Source organism: Pseudomonas sp. GM60, assembly GCF_000282415.1.
GTDB lineage: Bacteria > Pseudomonadota > Gammaproteobacteria > Pseudomonadales > Pseudomonadaceae > Aquipseudomonas > Aquipseudomonas migulae.
This window is the reverse complement of record NZ_AKJI01000061.1, coordinates 43,102-67,478: the sequence shown is the minus strand read 5'-3', so window position 1 is coordinate 67,478 and position 24,377 is coordinate 43,102. Positions and strand designations below refer to the sequence as shown.

The 24,377-nt window shown below is 59.9% G+C and carries 18 protein-coding genes and 1 pseudogene; 14 read left to right on the top strand and 5 right to left on the bottom strand.

All coding sequences use genetic code 11. From position 1 onward, the window contains the following. Positions 1-44 precede the first annotated feature (44 nt). From PMI32_RS13645 to PMI32_RS13655, 3 genes are all read left to right on the top strand, one after another. Positions 45-905: a MurR/RpiR family transcriptional regulator gene (locus PMI32_RS13645; RefSeq protein ID WP_008029861.1), complete on the top strand. Its 861-nt coding sequence runs from the start codon at positions 45-47 to the stop codon at positions 903-905. 1 nt (position 906) lies between these two features. Next, positions 907-2,382 carry an N-acyl-D-amino-acid deacylase family protein gene (locus tag PMI32_RS13650; RefSeq protein WP_008029859.1) on the top strand — a complete coding sequence of 492 codons (1,476 nt, stop codon included), beginning with the start codon at positions 907-909 and terminating at the stop codon, positions 2,380-2,382. Between the two features lie 155 nt (positions 2,383-2,537). Continuing rightward, on the top strand, positions 2,538-2,906 hold the full coding sequence (locus PMI32_RS13655) for a glyoxalase superfamily protein (protein ID WP_008029858.1): 369 nt from the start codon (positions 2,538-2,540) through the stop codon (positions 2,904-2,906). A gap of 171 nt (positions 2,907-3,077) precedes the next feature. Here PMI32_RS13655 and PMI32_RS31105 read toward each other — a convergent pair whose 3' ends face one another. Beyond that, the gene (locus PMI32_RS31105; protein ID WP_412548222.1) at positions 3,078-3,791 is read right to left on the bottom strand and encodes a methyl-accepting chemotaxis protein; all 714 of its coding nucleotides are present in this window, start codon (positions 3,789-3,791) and stop codon (positions 3,078-3,080) included. Between the two features lie 144 nt (positions 3,792-3,935). Further along, positions 3,936-4,862 (bottom strand): annotated as a pseudogene (locus tag PMI32_RS31100) (methyl-accepting chemotaxis protein); the annotation flags it as partial. A 394-nt stretch (positions 4,863-5,256) separates the two neighbouring features. On the opposite strand from PMI32_RS31100, the gene pmrG reads away from it, so the two are divergent. Both pmrG and PMI32_RS13670 read left to right on the top strand, forming a co-directional pair. Then, positions 5,257-5,928, top strand: coding sequence for a lipopolysaccharide core heptose(II)-phosphate phosphatase PmrG (gene pmrG / locus PMI32_RS13665; RefSeq protein WP_008029854.1), 672 nt, complete (start codon positions 5,257-5,259; stop codon positions 5,926-5,928). An 8-nt stretch (positions 5,929-5,936) separates the two neighbouring features. Then, positions 5,937-6,800 (top strand): phosphatase PAP2 family protein, encoded by an 864-nt coding sequence (locus tag PMI32_RS13670; protein ID WP_008029852.1) that lies wholly within the window; start codon positions 5,937-5,939, stop codon positions 6,798-6,800. A gap of 20 nt (positions 6,801-6,820) precedes the next feature. Here the strand turns inward: PMI32_RS13670 and PMI32_RS13675 are convergent, their stop codons facing one another. Together PMI32_RS13675 and PMI32_RS13680 are read right to left on the bottom strand one after the other, a co-directional pair. After that, entirely contained in the window at positions 6,821-7,081 is a 261-nt protein-coding gene (locus PMI32_RS13675; protein ID WP_008029850.1) for a DUF6124 family protein, read from the bottom strand. A 634-nt stretch (positions 7,082-7,715) separates the two neighbouring features. Further along, positions 7,716-9,119, bottom strand: a complete 1,404-nt coding sequence (locus PMI32_RS13680) for a DUF2252 domain-containing protein (protein ID WP_008029848.1) — start codon at positions 9,117-9,119, stop codon at positions 7,716-7,718. Between the two features lie 213 nt (positions 9,120-9,332). On the opposite strand from PMI32_RS13680, the gene PMI32_RS13685 reads away from it, so the two are divergent. Next, entirely contained in the window at positions 9,333-9,512 is a 180-nt protein-coding gene (locus tag PMI32_RS13685) for a hypothetical protein (protein ID WP_411736640.1), read from the top strand. Positions 9,513-9,679: 167 nt separating this feature from the next. Here the strand turns inward: PMI32_RS13685 and PMI32_RS13690 are convergent, their stop codons facing one another. After that, entirely contained in the window at positions 9,680-10,780 is a 1,101-nt protein-coding gene (locus tag PMI32_RS13690; protein WP_238541026.1) for a hypothetical protein, read from the bottom strand. Positions 10,781-11,068: 288 nt separating this feature from the next. Here PMI32_RS13690 and PMI32_RS13695 point away from each other — a divergent pair, with 288 nt between their 5' ends. Genes PMI32_RS13695 through pelG form a run of 8 tightly spaced genes read left to right on the top strand, consistent with a single transcriptional unit; the run spans position 11,069 to position 24,235 of the window. After that, entirely contained in the window at positions 11,069-12,001 is a 933-nt protein-coding gene (locus tag PMI32_RS13695; protein ID WP_008029841.1) for an NAD-dependent epimerase/dehydratase family protein, read from the top strand. Between the two features lie 47 nt (positions 12,002-12,048). Beyond that, positions 12,049-14,862 (top strand): bifunctional glycoside hydrolase/polysaccharide deacetylase family protein, encoded by a 2,814-nt coding sequence (locus PMI32_RS13700; RefSeq protein ID WP_008029840.1) that lies wholly within the window; start codon positions 12,049-12,051, stop codon positions 14,860-14,862. Continuing rightward, on the top strand, positions 14,840-18,463 hold the full coding sequence (locus PMI32_RS13705) for a tetratricopeptide repeat protein (protein ID WP_008029839.1): 3,624 nt from the start codon (positions 14,840-14,842) through the stop codon (positions 18,461-18,463). Before PMI32_RS13700 ends, PMI32_RS13705 begins: the two co-directional genes overlap by 23 nt. A 28-nt stretch (positions 18,464-18,491) precedes the next feature. Beyond that, positions 18,492-19,010 carry a hypothetical protein gene (locus tag PMI32_RS13710; RefSeq protein WP_008029838.1) on the top strand — a complete coding sequence of 173 codons (519 nt, stop codon included), beginning with the start codon at positions 18,492-18,494 and terminating at the stop codon, positions 19,008-19,010. A 5-nt stretch (positions 19,011-19,015) separates the two neighbouring features. Then, on the top strand, positions 19,016-20,383 hold the full coding sequence (locus PMI32_RS13715) for a PelD GGDEF domain-containing protein (RefSeq protein WP_008029837.1): 1,368 nt from the start codon (positions 19,016-19,018) through the stop codon (positions 20,381-20,383). Then, positions 20,361-21,350 (top strand): HEAT repeat domain-containing protein, encoded by a 990-nt coding sequence (locus tag PMI32_RS13720; protein WP_008029836.1) that lies wholly within the window; start codon positions 20,361-20,363, stop codon positions 21,348-21,350. Before PMI32_RS13715 ends, PMI32_RS13720 begins: the two co-directional genes overlap by 23 nt. After that, entirely contained in the window at positions 21,347-22,861 is a 1,515-nt protein-coding gene (pelF, locus tag PMI32_RS13725; RefSeq protein ID WP_008029835.1) for a GT4 family glycosyltransferase PelF, read from the top strand. Before PMI32_RS13720 ends, pelF begins: the two co-directional genes overlap by 4 nt. Then, positions 22,862-24,235, top strand: coding sequence for an exopolysaccharide Pel transporter PelG (pelG, locus tag PMI32_RS13730; RefSeq protein ID WP_008029834.1), 1,374 nt, complete (start codon positions 22,862-22,864; stop codon positions 24,233-24,235). It abuts the gene before it with no gap. The last annotated feature ends 142 nt before the right edge of the window (positions 24,236-24,377 follow it).

Below are 24,377 nucleotides of genomic sequence, written 5' to 3'. Positions count from 1 at the left end.
TGACCGTGGGTCTTTCTTACCTGATTTAACCGGAGCCGCCTGCCATGGACATCCTCTACCAGATCCGCGCCCGTCAGGATTCCTTCAGCGCCGGCGAAGGACGCATCGCGCGGCTGATGCTCGACGACGTAGGATTTGCCTCTGCCGCCAGCCTCGACGAGCTGGCGTTGAGAGCGGAAGTCAGCACCGCCACGCTGTCGCGTTTCGCCCGCACGGTGGGTTGCCGCGACTTGCGCGACCTGCGCCTGCAACTGGCACAGGCCAGCGGCGTCGGCAGCCGTTTTCTCGACCCGGCGGGCACGCCCGACCAGTCGGCGTTCTACGGGCAGATTGTGGGCGATATCGAGTCGACGTTGCGTCAGCACCTGTCGGCGTTCGACGAGTCGCGCTTCGCCGACGCGGTGAAACTGTTGGGCAAGGCGCGGATGATTCATGCCTTCGGCATGGGCGGTTGCTCGACCTTGTGCAGCGATGAACTGCAAGTGCGGCTGGTGCGCTTCGGCTACCCGATTTCGGTGTGCCACGACCCGGTGATGATGCGGGTCACCGCAGCCAGCCTCAGTGCCGAGCACGTGGTCATCGTCTGCTCGCTGACCGGCATTACCCCTGAGTTGCTCGAAACGGTGGAACTGGCCCGCAACTACGGCGCAAGGATTCTGGCCATCACACGCAGCGACTCGCCGTTGGCGCAACTGGCCGACATCGTGCTGCCGCTGCAAAGTGCGGAAACCTCGTTCATCTACAAACCCACGGCGGCGCGCTACGGCATGCTGCTGGCCATCGATGTGCTCGCAACCGAGCTGGCGCTGGCCAATCCTGAAGACAATCAAGAACGTCTGCGGCGGATCAAACTCGCCCTCGACGATTACCGCGGCGGCGACGATCACTTGCCGCTGGGAGACTGACATGATGTACGACACGCTGATTCGCAACGCCCTGATCATCGACGGCAGCAACGCCCCTGGTTACCTCGCCGACGTGGCGATTCTGCATGGCCGCATCGAGCGCATCGGCGACCTGCACGACGCCACCGCCAGCGAAGAAATCGACGCCGCTGGCCGAGTGCTGGCACCGGGTTTCATCGACGTGCACACCCACGACGACACGGTGGTGATCCGCCAGCCGCAAATGCTGCCCAAGCTCAGCCAGGGCGTGACCACGGTGATCGTCGGCAACTGCGGGATCAGCGCTTCGCCGGTGAGTTTGAAGGGCGATCCGCCAGACCCGATGAACCTGCTCGGCACCTCGGCGGCCTTTGTTTACCCGACGTTTCGCGACTACCGTGCGGCGGTCGAAGCGGCGAACACCACGTTGAACGTCGCCGCTCTGGTCGGCCATACCGCATTGCGCAGCAATCACCTTGATGACCTGTTTCGCACGGCCACGCCGGATGAAATCAGCGCGATGCGTGAGCAACTGCGCGAAAGCCTTGAAGCCGGCGCGTTGGGTCTGTCCACCGGTCTGGCGTACGCCAGCGCGTTCTCGGCGTCCACCGATGAAGTGATGCAACTGACCGAAGAACTGACCGCGTTCGGCGCGGTGTACACCACCCATTTGCGCAGCGAATTCGAGCCCGTGCTGGAGGCCATGGACGAGGCGTTCCAGATCGGCCGTCATGCGCAATCACCGGTGATCATTTCCCACCTCAAATGTGCCGGCGCCGGCAACTGGGGGCGGAGTCCGCAACTGTTGGCCTCGCTTGAAGAGGCCGCGAAAACCCACCCGGTGGGCTGCGATTGCTATCCCTACGCGGCGAGTTCTTCGACCCTGGACCTCAAGCAAGTCACCGATGCGCACCGCATCACCATTACCTGGTCCACGCCGCACCCGGAACTCGGTGGCCGCGACCTGATGGATATCGCCGCCGAGTGGAACGTTCCGCTGCTGGAGGCCGCTCGCCGACTGCAACCGGCTGGCGCGGTGTACTACGGAATGGACGAGGCGGACGTACGAAGCATCCTCGCGCATCCGCTGTCGATGGTTGGCTCCGACGGCTTGCCGGAAGACCCGTTCCCGCACCCACGTTTGTGGGGCGCTTTCCCACGGGTGCTCGGACATTTCAGTCGCGATGTCGGGCTGTTTCCGCTGCACACAGCGGTACACAAAATGACCGGGTTATCCGCGGCGCGATTCGGCTTGAAGGAGCGCGGTGAAATCCGTGAAGGGCATTGGGCCGACCTGGTGTTGTTCGATCCTGCAACCATTCGCGATGTCGCCGACTTCAACGATCCGCAGCGGGCGGCAGAAGGCATCGACGGGGTGTGGGTCAACGGTGTGTTGAGTTACAGCGAAGGGCAGGCGAACGGGAAACGGGAAGGGCGGTTCCTGGCGCGGGAAGGCGATTTGCGCGCAGGTTTTCAGGGCTTGCACCGTCCCCTGTAGGAGCTGGCTTGCCAGCGATGGCGATGGATCAGTCGACAAATCTTTTGAACTGCTTCACGTGGTGGCACATTGCAATTAAAGAAAGCCATCGCCAAGCCGAAGCGCTGACACTAGCCCGGCTACACTCTGGGCCTTACCAGTCTGGGAGCAACTTGATGAGCTTCGGCAAAACCACCCCGATCCTGCGGATTTTCGACGAAAACAAGGCTGTGGAGTTCTACGTCGACTTCCTCGGCTTCAAGATCGACTGGCAGCACCGTTTCGAGCCGAATTTCCCGCTGTACCTGCAAGTCTCCCGCGGCGAATGCGTGTTGCACCTGTCGGAACATCACGGCGACAGCACGCCGGGCTCGGCGCTGCGCATCGAGACCGATGAGCTGGAGGCGTTTCAGCAGCAATTGCTGGCCAAGGACTACACGTTTTCGCACCTACAGATTCAGGCCATGCCGTGGGGCAGCCAGGACATGACCATCGCTGATCCGTTCGGGAATCGGTTGGTGTTTACCAATGCGATTAGTGTTTGAGCACGGTCTGACAGATTGATCGCCATTGATCTGTAGGAGCCGGCTTGCTGGCGATAGCCGTGTGTCAGGCGCAATCCATGTCGATGGATCCGCCGCAATCGCCAGCAAGCCGGCTCCTACAGGGTTGGTGCCATCCTGTGGGAGCGCCGCTTGTCGACGAATGAGGGTGGCTCAAACCCTGAAGTGACTCACCATCATCTGCAACTGATTCCCCAACCGCGCCAGTTCAACACTGGACTTGGCCGTCTCGTCGCTGGCAGCGGCGGTCTGTTCGGACACGTCGCGTACGTTGATGATGCTGCGGCTGATCTCTTCGGCTACGGCGCTTTGCTGTTCGGCGGCGGCAGCGATCTGCTGGTTCATCGACTGGATGTTGGACACCGTGCGGGTGATGTTTTCCAGTGATACGCCGGCCTTGCGGGTCAGGGCGACGCTGCTGTCGGTGAGGGCGCGGCTGTTGTTCATCACGGCGGACACTTGTTGCGTACCGTTCTGCAAACCGGCCACCAGGCCTTCGATTTCCTCGGTGGATTTCTGCGTGCGCTGGGCCAGGCCACGCACTTCGTCGGCCACCACGGCAAAACCGCGACCGGCTTCACCGGCACGTGCCGCTTCAATGGCAGCGTTGAGCGCCAGCAGGTTGGTCTGTTCGGCCACGGCCTTGATCACGTCCATGACGCTGCCGATCTTGTCGCTTTCGTGTTGCAGCACGCTCATGGCTTCGGTGGAACGCACCACTTCGCTGGCCAGACGCTCGATCTGAGCGATGGCTTCGTTGACCACTTTGTCGCCTTCGCGGGCTTCGCCGTCGGCGGCGGCCGCTGCTTGTGACGCTTCTTCGGCATTGCGCGCGACTTCCTGCACGGTGGCGGTCATCTCGTGCATGGCGGTGGCCACCTGATCGGTCTCGATCTTCTGGCTGTTAACGCCGGCGCTGGTCTGCCCGGTCACAGCGGACAACTCTTCGGCGGCGCTGGCGATCTGGGTAACGCCGTCGCGGATACCGCTGATCAGGTCACGCAGGGTCACGCCCATGCGCGCGATGCCTTGTTGCAATACGCCGAGTTCATCGCGGCGGGTCACTTTGACGTCCTGGGACAGGTCGCCGCCGGCGATGCGCTCGACCACTGCCAGCGTGTCGCGCAGCGGGCGGGTGATCTGACGGGTGATGATGACGGCAGCAATGATCCCGACCAGCAACGCCAGCAAGGTGCTGATCAGTTGCAGAGTGCGGGCTTGTGCGCTTTCGGCGTCACGACGGTCGAGCTGGATCTGATACAGCTGCTCGCTGAGGGTCACGATGGCGGCGCCCTGATCGGTCATTTCCTTGCGCGCCTGCACAGCATCGTTGCTCGCGGCCTTATAGGCCTGCAAAGCGCTGCGGTAATTGCTCAATGCCGTTTCCAGCTGACGCAACTCGTCCAGCATCGTGTCGGCGAATTGCACATTGAGTTGTTTCAGGCTGGCGATGGCCGCATCCAGTTGGCCGACGGCTTTCTGCTCGGTCTCGGCGTTGGTGGTCGCGGTATAACCACGCACTTCGTAACGGGCCAGCATGAACGCTTCCTTGGCGGCGGTGATGGCCTGGAATTGTTCGAAGCGCTGATCGCTCAACGGCATTTGTTGTACACGGGTACTGATGGCGTTGATCAGCGAATTCGCGTTTTCCGCGTTGGTACCCATGGCGTCGCGCGCGCTGTTGCCGGAACGGTAGGCGCTGCGCATTTTGTTCAGGGACGTTTTGTACGCGTCAATTTGCGTACCTTGCTCTTTGAGCAACTTGAGGTTTTCCGGGCTCTTGAACTTCACCAGCAGCGCTTGTTGCTGAGCGGCAAACGCATCCAGGGTGGTCTGGACATTCTGCGCGGTGGTTTCATCGCCGTTGGTCAGCATGTATTGCAAGCGAACCACACGCAGTTTGGTCAGGCCGGCATTGAGCTGGGTGATGTCGCTCATCCAGTTACTGCGGTCAATCAGGCTGCCCAGGCTCGTCCAGCCGGTCAGGGCGAGGACGCAGGTCAGTGCCAGGACCAGGCCAAACCCCAGGCCCAGTTTCATGTTCACGCTGATGTTGCCGAACCAGCTATTCATCAAATTCCTCCAGGAACGTTGCGCTTTTGGTCGTCGGTTGGCTGGAAGATTGTTGTTTTTGGTAGCCAAGGGTGTGTAGCAGGTCTGTATCGGCAGCAATCGCGAGAGCTGAAAGGATTTTGTCAGACGGTTCTGTAACAAAAGTTTTTGCAGGGGGGCTTAAGCTTTTTTTCACATGGGTTTCACCGGCTGCCGACGCGAGCCTCTCTACCCTCGCGGCATCGAATGTAAGTGATGCATGCCGGTGAGGCGGCCTGATGTGGAATTGAGACTGAGTCTGTTCGGGGTCAAACGCTCGATTGATCTGAGCCGTTTTACCCGCTATCGAAACACCGCAGTGGTACTCGCCTCGGCGCTGTTGGTGATCCCGTTGACCGTCTGGCTGTTGCGGCCTGCCGCCGTTCCGGACCTGGCCCATGGCAATGTCTCGGGCGCCCGGGCGTTGTTATCCGGTTGGGCCAAGGGCGACATGATTGTGCTGGTGCGCCATGTCGAGCGCTGCGATCACTCGACGGCCGCGTGTCTGACGGGCAATGACGGCATCACGGATCGTTCGCGCAGCGTCGCCGTGAGTGTCGGTGCGCAATTCGAAAGGCTCGGCCTGGGTGAGGCTGACATTTACAACAGCCCGATGATGCGGACCGCACAGACGGCCTCCTACATGTTCAACAAGGTGAGTACCCATGAGGAGTGGTTGATCAATTGCAAGGGCACTATGTTGCGTGACGCGCTGGCGCACAAAGTGCCAGGGCGTAATCTGATTCTGGTGACCCACAGTGAATGCATGGCGCAGATCGAAAAAGGCCTCAAGCTGCCGACGGCCTCTCTTGGCTACGGCGCCTCTTTGTTTATCTCCGCCGAATCGCTACAGGCGCCGCGAATGCTTGGTTATATTGAAGCTTCCGACTGGCGCTCGGTGACCAGCCAATGAGTAATCCCATGCGTTTTTACTACTTCAACTTCGGTATTCCACTGGCCTGCGCAGCCGTCGTTTTTCTGATGTTCGACATGACCAAAATCGACATCGCGTTCAGTAATCTTTTTTTTGATCCGCTGACCCAGACCTTCCCGCTCGACCAGGTTCACTTCTTTGAAAAGCTCACCCATAAATGGGCGCGGATCATTCCGAACTGGACTGCTGAAATTGCCTTGATCGGCGCGATGCTGTCGTTTGTCTGGCCGCTGATCAACCCGCAAAAGCGTCCACGTCTTGGCCGATTCCTGGAGCGGAGCAAAGCCGCTCCGGTGCTGAAGTTTGCCTATGACCATCGTCGGGATTTTCTGTTTGTGGTGTTCGCGTTTGCCATTTGCACCGGGGTGATCCATTTCCTCAAGGCGCACACCAGCGTGTATTGCCCAATTGAAACGACCCTGTATGGCGGGAAAATTGCCCACATGGAGTGGTACGAAAACTTCCAACTGTTCAGGGAAGCCGGTGAGGGGCGCTGCTGGCCGGGCGGGCATGCGTCCGGCGGGTTCACCATGCTGGCGTTGTACTTCGTGGCGCGCCGCTATCGCTGGCGCTATTCGAAAGCGCTGATGTACGGCTCGCTGCTGCTCGGTTTTGTCTACGGCACGACGCGGGTCCTGCAAGGCTGGCATTACATGTCCCACACGTTTTGGGCCGGGATCTTCGTGTGGCTGGCGTGTTTGCTGACGGCGTTGGCGTTTTATGGGCGAGCGCGGCTGGATGTGCCGGTGGATCAGATGACATCACTGTCGGCTGGCCGTCCGTCATCGCGAGCAGGCTCGCTCCCGCAAGGGAACGCGGTCCAGTGTGGGAGCGAGCCTGCTCGCGATTAACGATGACGCGGTATGCCTGCCTACTCCTGCGGATCAACGTTATCCAGTGCCTGGTTCACTGCCAGCTCTGCCAGCATGATGATCTGCGCAATGGCCAGCGCGGTGTTGCGCTGTGAACCATCGAGGTAGGTGGCTAAATCGCTGGTCATGACGCTGGCGGATGCCAATGACTCGCAGGCATGGGCGAGGAGGTTTTCAGTGCCGATGTCGGGAAGGATCGTGAAGAAGGGGCTGGGGCGGTATGGGGAGGTAGTCGGGGGATCGGGGATTAATTTGTCCATACAAATTTTCCTTTTGCGTTGGAGCCGCCGCTTGCCGTTTCTCACGCGGCTAAGAGGTGGCAGCTATGTGCGGGGTGAGAAAACCGGTCATGGACACCCGGGCCAGACCAAAGTCTGCCCGCACACAGCCGCCATAACGCATTTGCGGACAGCGGATAAGCTGGCGCGATTATGCGGTTACAGGCTCTGTATGACCATAAGTTGCCAGGTTCTCACACCCGATCACTGAGTTTTCAGTGACAAGCAAAGACTAAAGAGCCCGCTTCCGAGCAACAACCCTAAAAATCTGTGGGTGTTTTCTTCGTTTTTGGTAGGAGATGTCCTGCAATGACGACGACATTTTTATCGACAGTGAAGCCGCCATCGCGAGCAGGCTCGCTCCTACAGGAGACTGCGGTCGTACGCGTAATCCGTGAGCAAAGTCATCAAGCGGATGGCGTACGGCTACCGGGACAGCGAATTCTTTTTCATGAAGACCAAGAGCGTCTTTCCCGGTAATCCGTGAAGAACCAAAAAAAAAGCCCGCGGGAGGGCGGGCAAACCGTAGTTTCTTGAATGAGCGAGCGCAATGTACCGGTTGCCGGGGCGCGATGGGGTGAAGAAAAATTCATCTGCGCCGCGGCAAAGTCGGGGCTTACGGCAAATGATCGGCCGCAAAGTCCGCCTCCGACCGTGCCCGCAAACGCCCCTTGCGACAGGCTTGCTGGAAGCGTTCGAAGTCGCGGTCATTCTGTTCGGTATAGGATTTCGCATACTTGAACAGCGCATCGGCCAGCGCATCGCTTTTGCCGATATAACCGCTGATCTGCGCAGCATGCCCGGACGATTTGGCGTGGGCACGGGCGAGGGCGCGGCCGCAGATTCGGCCATAGGCGGCAAAGGCTTCGGCGTCGAAGGTTTCCAGTTCGGCGGAGATTTTCATGTCGCGCAACTGACGCACGTAAAAATGGCGACCGTTGGGGCCGGTGGTCCAGCCGAGGAACAGATCACTGGCGGACTGCATCAGCCGTTGACCATCGACCACGCGCTGACCGTTATGCCGCACGCGAGACTTGGCCTTCACGTAATCGGCGAGCACCGACCGCCGTGCTTCCTTGAATTGCAGGAACAACGGGAACTCTTGCTCGTCTGTCAGTAGCGCCACCAGGCAGCGCGTGCCGACACTGCCGACACCGACCACTTTGAACGCCAGGTCCTGAACACTGAAGCGTGACAGCAGCCCGCGCCGGTCGGCTTGCAGGGTCGTCCGATATTCATTCATGAACGTCTCGTAGAGCGGTCGCCAGTCCGCGAGCCGCAGCCAGTCATCGTCGGCATCCAGCAGCGTGGTGTTTTTGTGCAGATGGAAAATTTCCGGCAGATCATCGCGAATGATCAGACGGCCTGCGGCGTCACGTTCACTGATTTTCGGCAACAGTTCGGCATGGGTGCGGCGTTCGGCTTTGGCGATGGCGCGCTCCACATGCTCCAGCGTGGCTTTACTCGCCTGTTGCCGCAGATCGTCATAACTGATGGATTCGTACCAAGTCTCCAACGCGCTTTGCTCTGCGCATTCGAGCATCGTTTGCTGATACGCGGCGACCACTTCGCGGCAGACGTTTTCTTCCACGGTTTCGCCATGGCGCAGGTCCCGGGCGGCCACCATGAAACTCGCCACCAGACGTTTGACATCCCACTCCCAAGGGCCGGGATGGGCCTCATCGAAGTCATTGACGCTGAACAGCAGGTTGCGCTCTGGCGTGGCGAAACCGCCGAAGTTCATCAAGTGACTGTCACCGCAGATCGTCGACACCAGACCCATGTTCGCCGTGCCGGCCAGGTCGTGAGCCTGCAACAGCGCGTTGCCGCGATAAAAGGTGAACGGCGACACCAGCATGCGGCCATAGCGTAACTCGACCAGAGAATTGACCCGTCCCTCGCTGGATCGCTTGATCAGTGGCAGCGGGTCACGACTGGTTTTTCCGGTGGCCGCTTGAGCACTGCGAGGGCAGTTTTTTCGAGCGTCCTTGCCTTGCTTCAAGCGGTCTTTGAGGGTCATGGGGGCTCGGTAGATAAAAGTGATGAAAGGTCAGGTTTTGGTATCCGAACGATTTGTATTGGATGGGATGAGTGTAGAGAAAAATGCTCAAAGCACTGCTTCAAGTTGGTTGATGTCATTTTGATGTTGAAGTGGGCAGTAATGGTCCCTAAAGTGATTGTTCTTATGTTCAAGAGAAGGAACTCCCGCGTGAAGATTATCCAGTGCTCTTTGATCTTGGGTGCCGTGTTCGTGTTGAGCGGCTGTGTGGTGCAAAGCACCTATAGCAAGACCATCGCCGTTACCAAGGACGCTGACGGTCGGGTGATTCAAACCGTTGAAAGCGAGACAGTGGTTCAGCCAGCCTCGGGTTACCCACTGCGACTGGAAAAAATCAAAGGTGTTCAACCTTGATGGTTCGTTGAAAAAAACATCTCTTGGAAAAAGGCACTTGGTGTTTGCTCTCCAAGTGCCTGTTTCATTTAGTCTTTTTATGACAAGAAATTGTTAATCCTGCGAAATCAGCGTAAGCAATCGCCGCCTCTGTCACAGGTTAGGCATAGGTCTCGCTCAGGGATTGTTCAATACTCCGTCACCCCATCAACCCTCAACACCCACCCGGCCTCTCCAGGCTTCAATCTGTACTGAATCTGCCGTATTCGCCCCGTTCTGCCCGCTCCGGCATCGCTGCCGTCATACACCGGAAACCGCCGCGCCAATGCGTTTTCCACCACCGCAAATTCATCCTCACCCTGATAACCCTGCGCCGCTTTCGCGTTCTCGCTGATATCCGGAAGATAAATTTCGCTGAGCGATTTTTTCTGATTGGCAGCGTAGGCAATCAGCTCGCCCGGCAACCTGGGGCCAGGTGATCTGGCGAAGACGTACACCTCGGGTGAGCCATTCTGATCAAGGTCCGCAACTTCGGCCCGGACGATGTCGCCGGTCAGGGGACGAGTGATGTCCGAGTTGTCGATTTCCAGCCCTAAGGGGGAAATACGCAATACCCGACTGCCGCCCACCAGCTCGCTTTTCACATGAAAGTGAATGCCCTGCAGTTCGAGCACCTGGTCAAACGGCGCAGTGCTGTGTGTGCCGTCAGCGGGGCTGAGGTTCAATGAAAGGCGGTAATTCGCCACTTCCTTGCGCCGCACTGCGTTGCACATGAGGTAGACCTGAACCGTGTACTCGCCATCGGCGGGCAGCGGTCCCAGGAAGTGATTGCCCATGACCGAGCTGTTGAACAGCGCAAAGTCGGCACCTTTGGCGGTGATGTTGAAGTAGGCGCAGGTGTTGGGCGGTTCGAGATCGACGGTCAGGATCTGGCCTGCTTTTGCGCTCAGACGGTACTGAGCGGTGAGCTGGCCTTTGATCGAGCCGGAGCGCTTGACGGTGTCAGAGTCGCTCTTGAAATCAATCTGTTCGACACGCGTCTCGACCTTGGTGGCGGCGTATGTCGGCAGGCAAAACATGGTCGCCAGGAGGGCAGTGACCCAGAGGTTCATGGTGATCTTCCTGAGTGCTGCAGTTCGGTGTGTCGCCCCTGCATCTGACACATCAGCATAGAGCCTGGGCGACGCTAAAGCTGCCGCTCCTCGTTGAGGTTTTTCGAGGAGTTGACTGGTTTCGGCGATGGTCCGGGCGGTATTGCATGTCACCATGCATCTAATAAGGATCGTCAATTTAACGGCGTCTTTTGTGTATTTTTTGACGCCTTAAAGAAATTAGACAAAACATTGACAGTATCTCTTTGGTATCACATTATCGGCCGCGTTTTGATGGCTCTACGCCATAAAAACGACGCACAGGTAGCAGATCGTCCCAATGATTTTGAACCTTCAGGATTTGGACGATGTCGCAGTTCTGGTTTGCGGGCTAAACGCCATCAGTCTGGGTAATGATTTCTACAAAGCCACTGTCTAGCGGACGTTCACGCGATGTCTGCGCTTGAATCTTCAGGAAGAAAACTCATGGTTGTTGGGCGAATACTGGTTACCGGCGGTGCAGGATTCATCGGATCACACCTCGTGGAAGCGTTGCTGGGCAAAGGCTACAACGTGCGTGTACTGGATAACTTGTCGACCGGGAAGGTCGATAACTTGCCGGTTGGTCATGCCAATCTGGACCTGATGGTCGGTGATGTGGCGGACGCTGCAGTCGTGGAACAGGCCATGCGTGATTGCAGCGCAGTCGTTCACCTGGCTGCGGTGGCATCGGTGCAAGCCTCGGTCGATGATCCGGTTGGCACTCATCAAAGCAATTTCGTCGGCACGCTCAACGTTTGCGAAAAAATGTTGAAGGTGGGGATCAAGCGCGTGGTGTTTGCGTCCAGCGCGGCCATCTACGGCAACAATGGCGAAGGTTCGGCGATCGATGAGGACACCCCAAAGTCCCCGCTTACGCCCTATGCCAGCGACAAGTTGGCCAGCGAGTACTACCTGGATTTCTATCGCCGTGAGCACGGTCTGGAGCCAGTGGTCCTGCGCTTCTTCAATATCTTCGGTCCACGCCAGGACCCGTCATCGCCGTATTCCGGCGTGATCAGCATCTTCACTGAACGGGCGATCTCCCGCAAACCTGTGGCGATTTTCGGTGACGGCGAACAGACCCGCGACTTCGTCTTTGTTGAAGACCTGGTGAGCATCCTCGTCCAGGCGGTTGAAACAACCGAGCCGAGCGCTAGTGCGATGAATGTCGGGCTCAGCCGTTCCACCAGCCTCAACGACCTGATCACTGAACTGGGACGCGCCACCGGCAGGCCTTTGACCGTGACTTATCAAGCGCCACGTCGAGGCGATATTCGTCATTCGCGCGCCAACAACGCTCGTTTGCTTGAGCGTTTCACCCTCCCTGCACCGACTTCCATCGGCCGGGGCCTGGCACAGCTTCTGCGCAGTTTGTAATCCGGCCGGTTCGCGCCGTATCAGTTCAGTCATTTCAAGAGTGAATTATGGAAATCGTTTTTCGCAGGATGCCTATCCGCGCGGTCGTCAAGCGGCTGCTGGCTGCCTTGGCGCTCTTCGTGAGCGGGCCGGCCGTCCAGGCTGCCGCTTTGCCGCAGCCCTCCAGCGTGACCTTCTGGTACGCCGACCAACCGCCAATTCCCGAGTTGGCGCAGTTCGACTGGTCCGTGGTCGAGCCGGGCCATATGACTGCCGAGGACGTCAAAACCCTGCGCCAGCTGGGCAGTCAGCCGTTCGCTTATCTGTCGGTCGGCGAGTTCAGTGGCACCAAGGTTGAAATCGACAAGGCCGGCCTGAAAAAAGCGGTCAGCCCGGTGCGTAACGACGCATGGGACAGCCAGGTCATGGACCTCTCCGCGCCGGCCTGGCGCGAGCATCTGTTCAGCGCCGCCAAGGCTTTGCAGGCTGAAGGGTATGCCGGGTTGTTCCTCGATACCCTCGACAGTTTTCAGTTGTTGCCGCAAGCCTCGCGAGAAGCCCAGCGCGTCGCCCTCGCCAGTTTCCTGCGTGAACTGCACCAGCGTGAGCCGAAGCTGAAGCTGTTTTTCAACCGCGGCTTTGAAGTGCTTCCAGACCTTGACGGCGTTGCCGCCGCAGTGGCCGTCGAGTCCATCTACGCCGGTTGGGATGCGTCCGCCAAGCGCTATCGGCCGGTGTCCGAATCCGATCGTCAGTGGCTCGAAACACACCTGCAACCCTTGCGTGCCAAAGGCATCCCGCTGGTCGCCATCGACTACTTGCCGCCGGAGCGTCGCGAAGAGGCGCGCAAACTCGCCAAGCGTCTGCGCGACGAGGGGTTCATCCCGTACATCGGCACCCCTGATCTGGACTCGATGGGCATTAGCAACATCGAAGTGCAGCCTCGCCGCGTAGCGCTGGTTTTCGACCCGCGCGAGGGCGACCTGGCCGACAACGCCGGGCACAGCCTGCTCGGCGGTCTGCTCGAGTACCTCGGTTATCGTGTCGATTACCTGCCGGCCGACAACTCACTGCCGGGCTACCGTTTCAGTGGCTTGTATGCCGGTGTCGTTACCTGGATGACCAGCGGCCCGCCGCAGGACAGTCCGGCCTTCAACCGCTGGATCAACGCGCGTCTGGACGAGCACGTGCCGGTGGTTTTCTTCTCCGGTCTGCCGATTGAAGACAAACTCCTGCTCAAGCGCCTTGGCCTCAAGCGCGATGCACCTCCGGGCACGCAAGTGCTGACCATTACTCATCAGGACAAGGCGCTGCTCGGGGCGTTCGAAGCACCGGTGCAGCCCCGATCCCGTGACCTGACCGCTGTTTCAGTGCTGCCCAACGGGCCGAAAGCAGCATTGTCGCTGACCAATGCCGGTGGCGAAGTTTTCACTCCAGTGGTGATTGGCGAGTGGGGCGGCCTGGCCCTTGCGCCGTACATTCTCGAAGTGAACAACGAACGCAGCCGCTGGATTCTCGATCCGTTCGCGTTCCTTCAGGCCAGCTTGCGTCTGCCGGTGCAACCGCGTCCGGACACCACCACGGAGAACGGCCGTCGCATCGCTACGGTGCACATCGATGGCGACGGGTTTCCATCCCGCGCCGAAGTGCGAGGCACGCCATACGCCGGCCGACATACGCTGGAAGATTTCATCAAGCCCAACCCGTTTCTGACCTCGGTGTCGATCGTCGAAGGCGAGATTTCACCGCGCGGAATGTTCCCGTTCCTGGCGCGTGAACTGGAGCCGATCGCCCGTGAAATCTTCGCCAACCCGAAAGTCGAAGCGGCCACGCACACCTTCAGCCACCCGTTTTTCATGCAGCCGGACAAAGCCAGGAAACGCGAAAACTTCAAACCGGAGTACGGTTTGAACATGGCCATCCCGGGCTACGACAAGATCGATTTCCGCCGCGAGATTTTCGGTTCGCGCGATTACATCAACCAGAACCTCACCACCGCGCAAAAGCCGGTGAAGCTGGTGTTCTGGCCAGGCGATGCATTGCCTTCGCCGGCGACGTTGAAGCTGGCCTATGACGCCGGTCTGAAAAACGTCAACGGCGCCGAGACCAGGATGACCAAGGCCGATCCGTCGCTGACCGGGTTGAACCCGTTGCTGCGACCGACCGCCGGTGGGTTGCAGTACTACGCGCCGATCATCAACGAGAACCTCTTCACCAACCTGTGGAAAGGCCCGTATTACGGCTTCCGCGATCTGGTCGACACCTTCGAACTGACTGACAGCCCGCGACGTCTGCGCGGGCTGCACCTCTATTACCACTTTTACTCAAGCACCAAGCAGGCTTCGATCAAGGCGATGCACGAGATCTACGGCTACATGCGCGAGCAGCAGCCGATGTCGCTGTGGATGAGCGATTACATCGATCGTCTGCACGGCTTGTACCAGGCCAGCCTGGCGCGTACTGCCGACGGTGCCTGGCAGGTTCGCGGCATGGACGCGCTGCGCACGGTGCGGCTAGACCCGCAAATGGGTTGGCCGGATTTGCTGCGTTCACAAGGGATTGCCGGTGTGCGCGACTTGCCCCAAGGGCGCTATGTGCATTTGAGCAGCGACCGGGCGTTGCTGGTGCTGCGACCCGACCGGGACGACAGACCAGCGCTGGAGGAGGCCAATCTGCCATTGGTGGACTGGCGTTACCTGGATGATCGTCGTGTGAGCTTTTCGTTTGCAGGGCAGTTCGATCTGACGTTCTCGGTACGCTCGACAAGCGCCTGCCGGGTGGAGGTGGACGGCCAGCGTTTTGCGGGCAAGGCCTCGGCCGGTCTGTGGACTTTTCAATTACCGATGAAGCAGGTGAGTAATGGTCAGCTCGTCTGCAACTAATTCCTCAGCCACCAAAAGCGGCCGTCTGCTCAACCCCTGGGCATTGGCGGTAGTGGCGGTCGCCGTGGGCGGTCTGCTGTGGGCGACTTTCCAGCGCGAAGAAACCTTCCAGCCCGATGGTCGTGAGCCGGATGCGGTGTCGGCCAACTACGCCGAGCTGCTGCTGACGGCTCACCCGGAAGATGATCATTTGCGTATGCAACTGGTCGATCTGCTGATTCGACTCGGCGACTACACCAAGGCACGGCAACATCTGGAGGCCTGGCCCAAGCCGCTGCCCGACATCCAGGCTTACTACCGCCTGGAGCTGGATGCATTGGTCGCGGCAAACGGCAGCGATCTGATTGCGCAGCAAGCGTTGGTCGAACGACTGAAAAGCTTCGATCACGGCAAACTGCCGGTGCCGTTGTTGCAGAACCTGGCGAAGCTGGCGCTGACGTTGCAGGCCCCGGCCTTTGCGGCCAGTGTCTTCGAGGAGATTGCCGGTCGTGATCCACAGTTGCGCACCGAGTCGCTTAAGTCCGCTGCTCAGTGGTATATGGCGGGCGAGCAACCCGCTCGGGCAGCGGACGTCTATCTGCAACTCAAACGAGACAGCCAGCAAGCAACCGAGCGTCGCGACTACGCGAAACTGGCGTTCGACAGCCTGTTGTCCGCCGGTCGTGGCGACGAGGCTGCGCAGGTGCTTTCCGATGAATTACCGCAGCTGAACAATACACAAACCGATGCCCCGTGGCTGGAGCAGGGCGTCGATGTCGCGGTGGCGAGCAAGCGTTTTGACCTGGCGCAGCGAGTGCTCAAACAGTGGCAAGTCCTGCAGCCGGATAACCCGCAAATCCTGCAGAAAGATTTTCACATGCGCCTGGCCATTGGCGATCTGGCGGGGGCTTGGGAAACCGGTCAGCAGTTAGTGATCGACCATCCGGATGATCCGGCGCTGCTCGAGCAAATGGCCCACCTCGGTGAATGGCGTGGCGAGAGCGAAGCCGCGCTGGGTTACTGGATTCGTCTGCTCGCGTTGCAGGAAAACCCCCAGACCCGCGAACACGCGTGGCGTCTGGCGAGTCAGCAGTTCGATTTTGATCGGTCGATTCCGTTGCTCGCAGACATCATGCAGATGCGCGCGCTCACCGACATCGAGCTCGATGCGCTGATCTATGGTCACGAATCGCGAGGTACGCCGAACGAGGCCGAAGCCTGGTTGCATGTCTATTTGCGCAAGTACCCGACGCACCGTCTGGCATGGACGCGTTTGCTACAGAACCTGGAAAACACCGGGCAGTTCGCCGCCAAGGCCAAGGTTTACAAGGACTATTCGAAACGTTTCAAGCTCAACACCACCGAACAGGTCGACTGGGCCAACACCTACCTGAAACTGTTTGATGACCAGGCGGCGTGGAGCGTGGTACAGGCCAATGACGAGCGCATTACGGACGCGGATTACTGGCGGATCCGAGCCTCTCTGGCCTGGGATCTGGAGCGCGATGAAGACTTGCAGGTCTCGCTGGAAAGAATGCTCGCCCTCAATGGCCAGTTGACCAGCGGCGATGAGAGCCAGTTGATCACCCTGTATCGCACCAGCGATCCGCAACGTGCCTTGAAACTGATGGTGGGCAGTTGGTACCGCGCAAGGGATCCGCAACGCCTGGTCGAGGCCTTGCAGCAAGCACAGGAGTTACAGGACTGGCCGCAAGTGATTGCACTGCTCAAGGATGCCGAGCAATACCCGCAGGCCTATGAGCAGGCACAAGTGCTGGCGGTGCGCGGTGCGCTGGCGGTGCAGCAGGGACAGAGCGACGAGGCCGAGCGCTTGTACCAGCTGGGCTTGTCGCGTTACCCCGACGACAACCTGTTCCGCGAGCGCTTGATGTGGCTTTACGTCGATCAGGGCAACACCACCCGACTCAAGCCGCTGCTGAGTCAATGGCGTGCGCAGGCGCGTGAAGACCGCCTCTTGTGGCTGCCGTTCGCCAGTGCCAGCCAGATGCTTGGCCGCGACAGTGACGCGTTGGCCTGGTACCGCATGTACCTCAAGGGCAGCCCGAATGACTGGCTGGTGCGCGCGGCCTATGCCGATGCACTCGACAGCGCCGGTTATCAGGACGCTGCCCAGCGTCTGCGTTTAAAGCTGCTGCGCAGCCCCGAGGGCGAAAGCATTCAACCGTCGTCCCAGCGTTATGCGATCTGGTTGCGCCTGATGGCGAGCAGCTATTCGCCGCGCAAGGCTCAGCAGGAAGTGTTGAAGTGGAAGGATGGTTCGCCGGCGATGCTGCAATTGTGGTTCGAACGGTTGCTGGCACGTCTCGACGCGACGAATCAGGAATCGCAGAAAGACCAGTGGCTGGATTGGGCACGCAGCCAGGGCCTGAAGGTCGAGCGCTACGAGCAGATTCAGCAGGCCCTGCGCAGTCGCAATAAAGAACAGGTCGAAACGCTGTTGGCCAGCAGCGATCTGAACCCGGCGCAGCGCGCTCAGGCCCTCAGTCGTCTGGGGCGTCTGGGAGAAGCACTGGACGTCAACCTCTCCGCGCTCGGTGACGAGCAGCCTGGCGCCGTGCGTGAGCAACTGCGCCGTCAGGCGGTGGAAATCCACGAAGCCACGCCACAAGGGGCGCAGCTGTCCTGGCATCAGCAGGATTTCGGCGGCCTGGAATTCAACGCGCCACGTCTGCAGATCGCCCGTAACCTGGGTGACAACTGGTACGCTGATATTGAGCTGGAGCAGGGCACCTACAGCGGCGACGACGTGAACTCTTCGCAACTCGGCGAGGAACGCAACGCGGCCCTGACGCTGATCCGTCCGGTGGAAAACGGCCGCTACAAACTGTTCGCCGACACCAGTCAGCGCAAGGACGACGACCGCAATGGCCTGGGCCTTTCCCGTACGTGGCAGTTGGGCGTCAGCGATGAACTCGAAACCGGTCTGGACTGGCATCGCAAGAGTGAGGGCAGCGGTTTGATGCGCGCCTTTGGTCAGCACGACAGTGTGTGGGTCGGTGGTCGCCATGGTTTCTCCGCGCGTGATCAGCTCAGTTGGGAAGTGGCGCAGAAGTCATTCTCCACCCGTGCCGGCGACAACCTGGGTAATGGCCAGGCGCTGAAGATGGAATACAACCACACGCTGGAATTCGCCGGGCCCAACTGGACCGTGCGCAGCGGTGTCGACTATCAGCACAACAACGTGAACGACCGCCGCCTGGACGACCTGTCCAGCCGCAACGGCGGGCCGGTAATCGTGCCCGATCAGGAGCGTGATGCCGTAACCGGAGAACTCGACGCCAGCGATACGCAAACCGTCATGGGCAGCGACCTGCTGCAGAGCCGCTACGGGCAACTGTACGTCGGCACCTCATGGCGTCGCGGGATACCGGGCGCATTGGTGCGCACCAAACCGCAGTACACCTGGCTGGTGGACGTGACGGCCGGTTGGCAATGGCTGGATCAAACCTTCAACTACGGCATCAACACCGGGATCGGCTTCGAAGTGCTGGGTGATGACGAACTGGCCCTGACCTTCGGCTACCAATCCGCGCCACAAGGCGGGGATGGTCAGTCCGGCGGAACACTGGGTGTGAGCTACGGCGTGCGTTTTGGACGCTGATCATGGAATGTCTACAGGAGAAAAACCTATGCAAGTAATTCGTAATCTGAGCCTGGCTCTGGCAGTCCTGTTCGTCGCCGGTTGCGCCAGCTTCACCGATGAGGCCAGCCCGAACCTGCCGCGCAATGCGCAGTGGGGCATTGTGCCGATGGTCAACTATTCGCAGACGCCACAGGCCGGTGAACGCAGCGAGCAGATCCTGCTCAGCGTGCTCAGCAGCCACGGCCTGCAACCACGGGTTTACCCGGTCAGCACTCAGGGCGAACAAGCGCTGATGGATGACAACGAGCGTCTGGCCGGAGCCCTGGAATGGGCGCGTGAGCAGAAACTCGATTATGTGATCGCCGGCAGCGTTGAAGAGTGGCAGTACAAGAACGGCCTGGACGGCGAGCCAGCGGTGGGCATCAGCCTGCGTGTACTCGATGGCAGCAGCGGTCGCGTACTCTGGAGCAAGAGTGGCGCGCGTGCCGGCTGGTCCCGTGAAAGCCTCGCGGGCACCGCCCAAACGGTGCTCGACAAACTTGTTGGCGCCCTTCGGTTCGAGTGATTGCAATGAATTCTCCCCACATGGATTACAGCCTGGCGCCTCAAGCCAGCGGCCCGGTGTCTTGGCTGGAAACGTTACTGGTGACCGGTCTGGCCATCGGCCTCGGCTTGTGGCTGACCCCTGAAGACCCGTTACAGATGCGCGGTGGTTTCCCCTGGCCGATTCTGGCGCCGCTGCTGTTGGGTGTGCGTTACGGTTTTGTGCGCGGTTTGTTCAGTGCCAGCCTGCTGGTGGCGGCGCTGTTTGCGCTGCGCTACAGCGGCCATGAAAACTACACCAGGCTCGAACCTTCGTTCATCGTCGGCGTGCTGGTTTGCGGGATGCTGGTCGGCGAGGTGCGTGACCTGTGGATGCGGCGCCTTGAGCGTTTGCAGATGGCCAACGAATATCGTCAGTACCGTCTCGATGAATTCACCCGCGCGCACCAGATTCTGCGGGTTTCCCACGACCTGCTGGAGCAGCGCGTGGCCGGTAGCGACCAGAGCTTGCGCAGCTCCTTGTTGGGCCTGCGCGAAAAACTTCGGGTGATGCCGGAGGACAACGATGCGCTGGGCGCGCTGGCAGACCCGATCGTGGCGATGCTCGGACAATACGGCGCGCTGCGAGTGGCCGGTCTGTATCGCGTGGACGTGCGCGAAGAAAATGTCCTCCCTGACGCGCTGGCAACCATCGGTGTCATGGGGGCGTTGGGCACTGAGGATGGTCTGGTCAAGCTGTGCCTGGAGCGTGGCGAACTGGTCAGTGTGCGTCAGGAGCTGATCGATTCCGGTACCTCCGCGCAGTTCTCATCGTTGCAGGCGTGCATTCCGTTAATCGATGCCGAGGGTCGTCTGCTGGCGATTCTGGCGGTTCGGCAGATGCCGTTCTTCGCCTTCCAGGATCGCACTCTGAGCCTGTTGGCGCTGCTCGCCGGGCACATCGCCGACCTGTTGCGTCGAGACCCGCAAGTCCTGCAACTGCCCGACGCCGATGCACAGCAATTCACCCTGCAGCTCAAACGTTCGCTGGTGGATGTCGAGCAGCACAAATTGCCGGCCGGCCTGTTTGCGTTTGAAATGACCCGTCCCAACGAAGAGCTGACTCGTTTGATGGAGCGCAGTCAGCGCGGTCTCGATTTGCATTTGCCGGTGCTTAACAACCGGGGTCATAGGCTGTTGCTGGTGCTTTTGCCGTTGACCAGCCCGCAGGGCACCGAAGGTTATCTGGCGCGCATCAGCCTGTTGTTGCATGAGCACTTTGGCATTGAAAGTAACCTGGACAGCCTCGGTGTGCGGGTGATGCCTTTCAATCTGGAGCCTGGCTGTGAACGCAACGGGCTGCGTAATTTCCTGTTCAACGAGTGTGGCCTGAATGATCAGCAAGTGGCTGTTTAGCGGAGCCTTGTTGTTAGAGGCGGGCAGTTGGGCCAGTTTGTGGCTGGCAGCGCCCGAGTTACAACAATTGCTGGTGTTCACCCTCAGCCATGGCCTGGCCTGCGTGCTGCTGTGCGCCGCGGTGTGGCTGTTGTTGCCGGCACGCTACCGGGCGCCGTTGCCCTGGAGCCCGCTGTTCATTTTCAGCCTGGCATTCTTTGTCCCGGTGATCGGGGCGATCGGTGTGGTCGCGTCGATATTTCCTGCGTTGTACCTGCCGCGCAAGCGTGACAAGCAAGCCTGGCAAGCGGTCGGAATCCCGAGCCTGCCGTTTCGCGCTCAGTTGCAGTCGCATTCGCCGATCTTTGCCGACGGCGGTTTGCAGGATGTGCTGCGTCATGCACCGGATCCGGATCAGCGTCTGGCCGCCTTGCTTGCTACGCGGCGGATGCCGGGCAAAGAAGCGGTGCCGATCCTCAAACTGGCGCTTGGCGATCCCAGTGACGACGTACGTCTGTTGGCGTACTCGATGCTCGACAAGCAGGAAAGCGACATCAACTTGCGCATCCAGATCGCCCTTGGGCAACTGGCCGATGCCAACACCAAAGTGGCCGGTGCGCTGCATGGCACCCTGGCGCGCTGGTATTGGGAGTTGGCGTATCTCGGCCTGGCGCAAGGCAGCGTGCTCGAACACGTACTCAACCGGGCCAGCGATCATGCCGAACAGGGTTTGAGCGCGGGCGAGGGCGGTGAGCTGTTTCTGCTGGCGGGGCGCATTGCCCTGGAGCGGGGTGATATCGAGCGCGCCGAAGTCCTTTTGCATCAGGCCCAGGACAACGGCATGGGGGCCGCGCAGGTGTTGCCGTTTCACGCCGAGCTGGCGTTCGAGGCCGGTCGTTATCACGAAATTCCGGGGTTGCTCGCAAGCCTTCCGGAGAAAACCCGTCAGCGGCCTCCTTTCGCTGAATTGGTGAGGAGCTGGACATGAAGCATAAGGAAGCAGCCCCGGTTGCCGACATCTGCCTGCTGCTCGAAGGCACCTGGCCTTACGTGCGTGGCGGCGTGTCGAGCTGGATTCATCAGATGATCCTCGGCCTGCCGGAGTTGACTTTTTCGGTGATGTTTATCGGCGGCCAACGTTCGGCCTATCCGTCGCGGCGCTACGAAGTGCCCTCGAATGTGTTGCACATTGAAGAGGTGTTTCTCGAAGATGCGACGCGTCCAACCAACACCCGCGCCGCGCCGCGAGTAGCCGATCCGCAACAGCTGCTGGACCTGTATCGCTTCCTGCATCACCCGGATGCGCCGGAGCCCGAACTGGGTGAGCGCTTGCTCGATTGCATCGCACAGGGTCGCCTGAGCCTCGACGATGTGCTGCGCAGTCGCGCCAGTTGGGAAGTGTTGAGCGAGGGCTATCGCCAGCATTGTGCCGACCCGTCTTTCGTCAACTATTTCTGGACCCTGCGTTCGATGCAGTCGCCGTTGCTGATGCTCGCCGAAGCGTCGCGCAACATGCCGCAGGCGCGGGTACTGCATTCGATTTCCACCGGGTACGCCGGGCTGCTGGGATGCATCCTCAAGCAGCGCTGGAACTGTGCCTACTTGCTCAGCGAGCACGGGATTTACACCAAGGAACGCAAGATCGACCTGGCCCAGGCCACGTGGATCGCCGAGAGCTCCGGCCAGGCGCTGAACCGTAGCCTCGATGCCGGTTCGGGCTACATCCGCACCTTGTGGATTCGCTTCTTTGAGCGCATCGGTCAACTGACCTACAACAGCGCCGATAACATCATTGCGTTGTATGACGGCAACCGTCAGCGGCAGATCAAGGACGGCGCCGACCCTGCCCGCACGCAGGTGATTCCGAACGGCATCGATTTGCCGCAGTGGAGCCGCGCACTGGAAGCCCGTGCGCCCGGCATTGCGCCGGTGGTGGGTTTGATCGGGCGTGTGGTGCCGATCAAAGACGTGAAAACCTTTTTGCGGGCCATGCGCGGTGTGATCAGCGCGATGCCCCAGGCGGAAGGCTGGATCGTCGGCCCGGAAGAGGAAGACCCGGAGTATGTCAGCGAATGCCGCAGCCTGATGGCCAGCCTGGGCCTGGAGGGCAAGGTGCATTTCCTTGGCTTCCAGCGCATTCAGGACCTCCTGCCGAAGCTCGGCCTGATGGTGCTGACCTCGATCAGTGAAGCGCAACCGCTGGTGATTCTCGAAGCCTGGGCCGCCGGCACGCCGGTGGTCAGCAGCGACGTGGGTTCGTGCCGGGAATTGATCGAAGGCGGCAGCGCCGAGGACCGCGACCTCGGCCTGGCCGGCAAGGTGGTGGCGATTGCCGACCCACAGGCCACCTGCGCCGCGATCCTTGAACTATTGCGCAGCCCGCAACGCTGGCAGGCCGCTCAGGCCAGCGGCTTGTTGCGGGTCAATCGTTACTACACCGAAGCCTTGATGCTGCAGCGTTATCGCGACTTGTACAAAGCAGCCATGGAGAACAGTTAAATGGCCGGCATTGGCTTCGAACTGCGCAAGATCCTTTCGCGCGACTCCTACACCGCAACCCTGCACGCCTACGTGTACGCCGGGCTGATCAGCTCCGGTCCCTGGGTGTTGTCGATCATCAGCGTGATGCTGGTGGGCATCATCAGCTTGGGCCTTGTGATACCCAACTCGTTGGTGGGGCAGTTTCTGGTGACGGTGACCTACCTGATGGCCACCTCGTTGATTCTCACGGGTGGCTTGCAGCTGTACTTCACCCGGTTCGTGTCCGACCGATTGTTCGAGCACAAGTACGAACAGATCCTTCCCAACTTGCTGGGCATCTTGTTGTTGGTCACGCTTGCTGCCGGCGTACTGGGCATCATCGTGCTGACCGTGATGTTCGATCAGCCGCTGATCTACCGGGTGCTGGTGCTGTCTAATTTCGTGGTGCTGTGCAACTTGTGGCTGGTAATCATCTTCCTGTCGGGGATGAAGGCCTACAACCGCATTCTGCTGGTCATGCTGGTGGGCTACACGCTGATGGTGGCCAGTGCCTATGTGCTGAGCTTCCTGAAGTTACCGGGCTTGCTGCTTGCGCTGTTGATCGGACACAGCGCACTGCTGTTTCTGTTTCTTTACGACATCCTGCGCGAGTACCGGGCGGAGAAACTGATCGCCTTCGATTTTCTCGATCGCCGCCAGGTTTTCCTCAGCCTGCTCGCCACCGGTTTTTTCTACAACTTCGGCATCTGGATCGACAAGTTCCTGTTCTGGTTCAACCCCGGCACTTCGAACATCGTCATCGGTCCGCTGCGCGCGTCTATCCTGTATGACCTGCCGATCTTCCTCGCCTACCTGGCAATCATCCCCGGCATGGCAGTGTTTCTGGTGCGCATCGAAACCGATTTTGCCGAATGGTACGACCGACTGTTCCGGGCGATCCGCGACGGCGAAACCTTGCAGCACATCGGTCAGTTGAAAACCGAAATGACCTTGTCGATCCGCCAGGGCCTGCTGGAAATCTGCAAGGTGCAGGGGCTGACGGTGGTGTTGTTGTTCCTGTTCGCACCGCGTCTGCTGGATTGGCTGGGCATCTCCAGCTACTACCTGCCGCTGTTCTACATCGACCTGATCGGCGTGAGCATCCAGGTGGTGTTCATGGCGTTGCTCAACGTCTTTTTCTACCTGGACAAGCGCACTGTGGTGCTGGAGTTGTGCGTGCTGTTTGCGGTGTTGAACGGGGGGCTGACGCTGCTCAGCATGTACCTTGGCCCAAGCTTTTTTGGCTATGGGTTCACGCTGTCATTGCTGGTGTGTGTGTTGCTGGGGTTGCATCGACTGTCCACGGCGCTGGAAGACCTGGAGTACGACACGTTTATGTTGTCGGCGCGCTGACGGTTTTTCCGGGGTTAAAAATGGCACTGGCGATCGTCATCCAGTGCCTTTTTTTGCCTGATGGCTTCCGACTGGCGTCACTTGAAAGCCGATAGTGCGCTGCTAGGCTTGCACGGTCAGGTCGTTCGCAGGCTTTATCAGC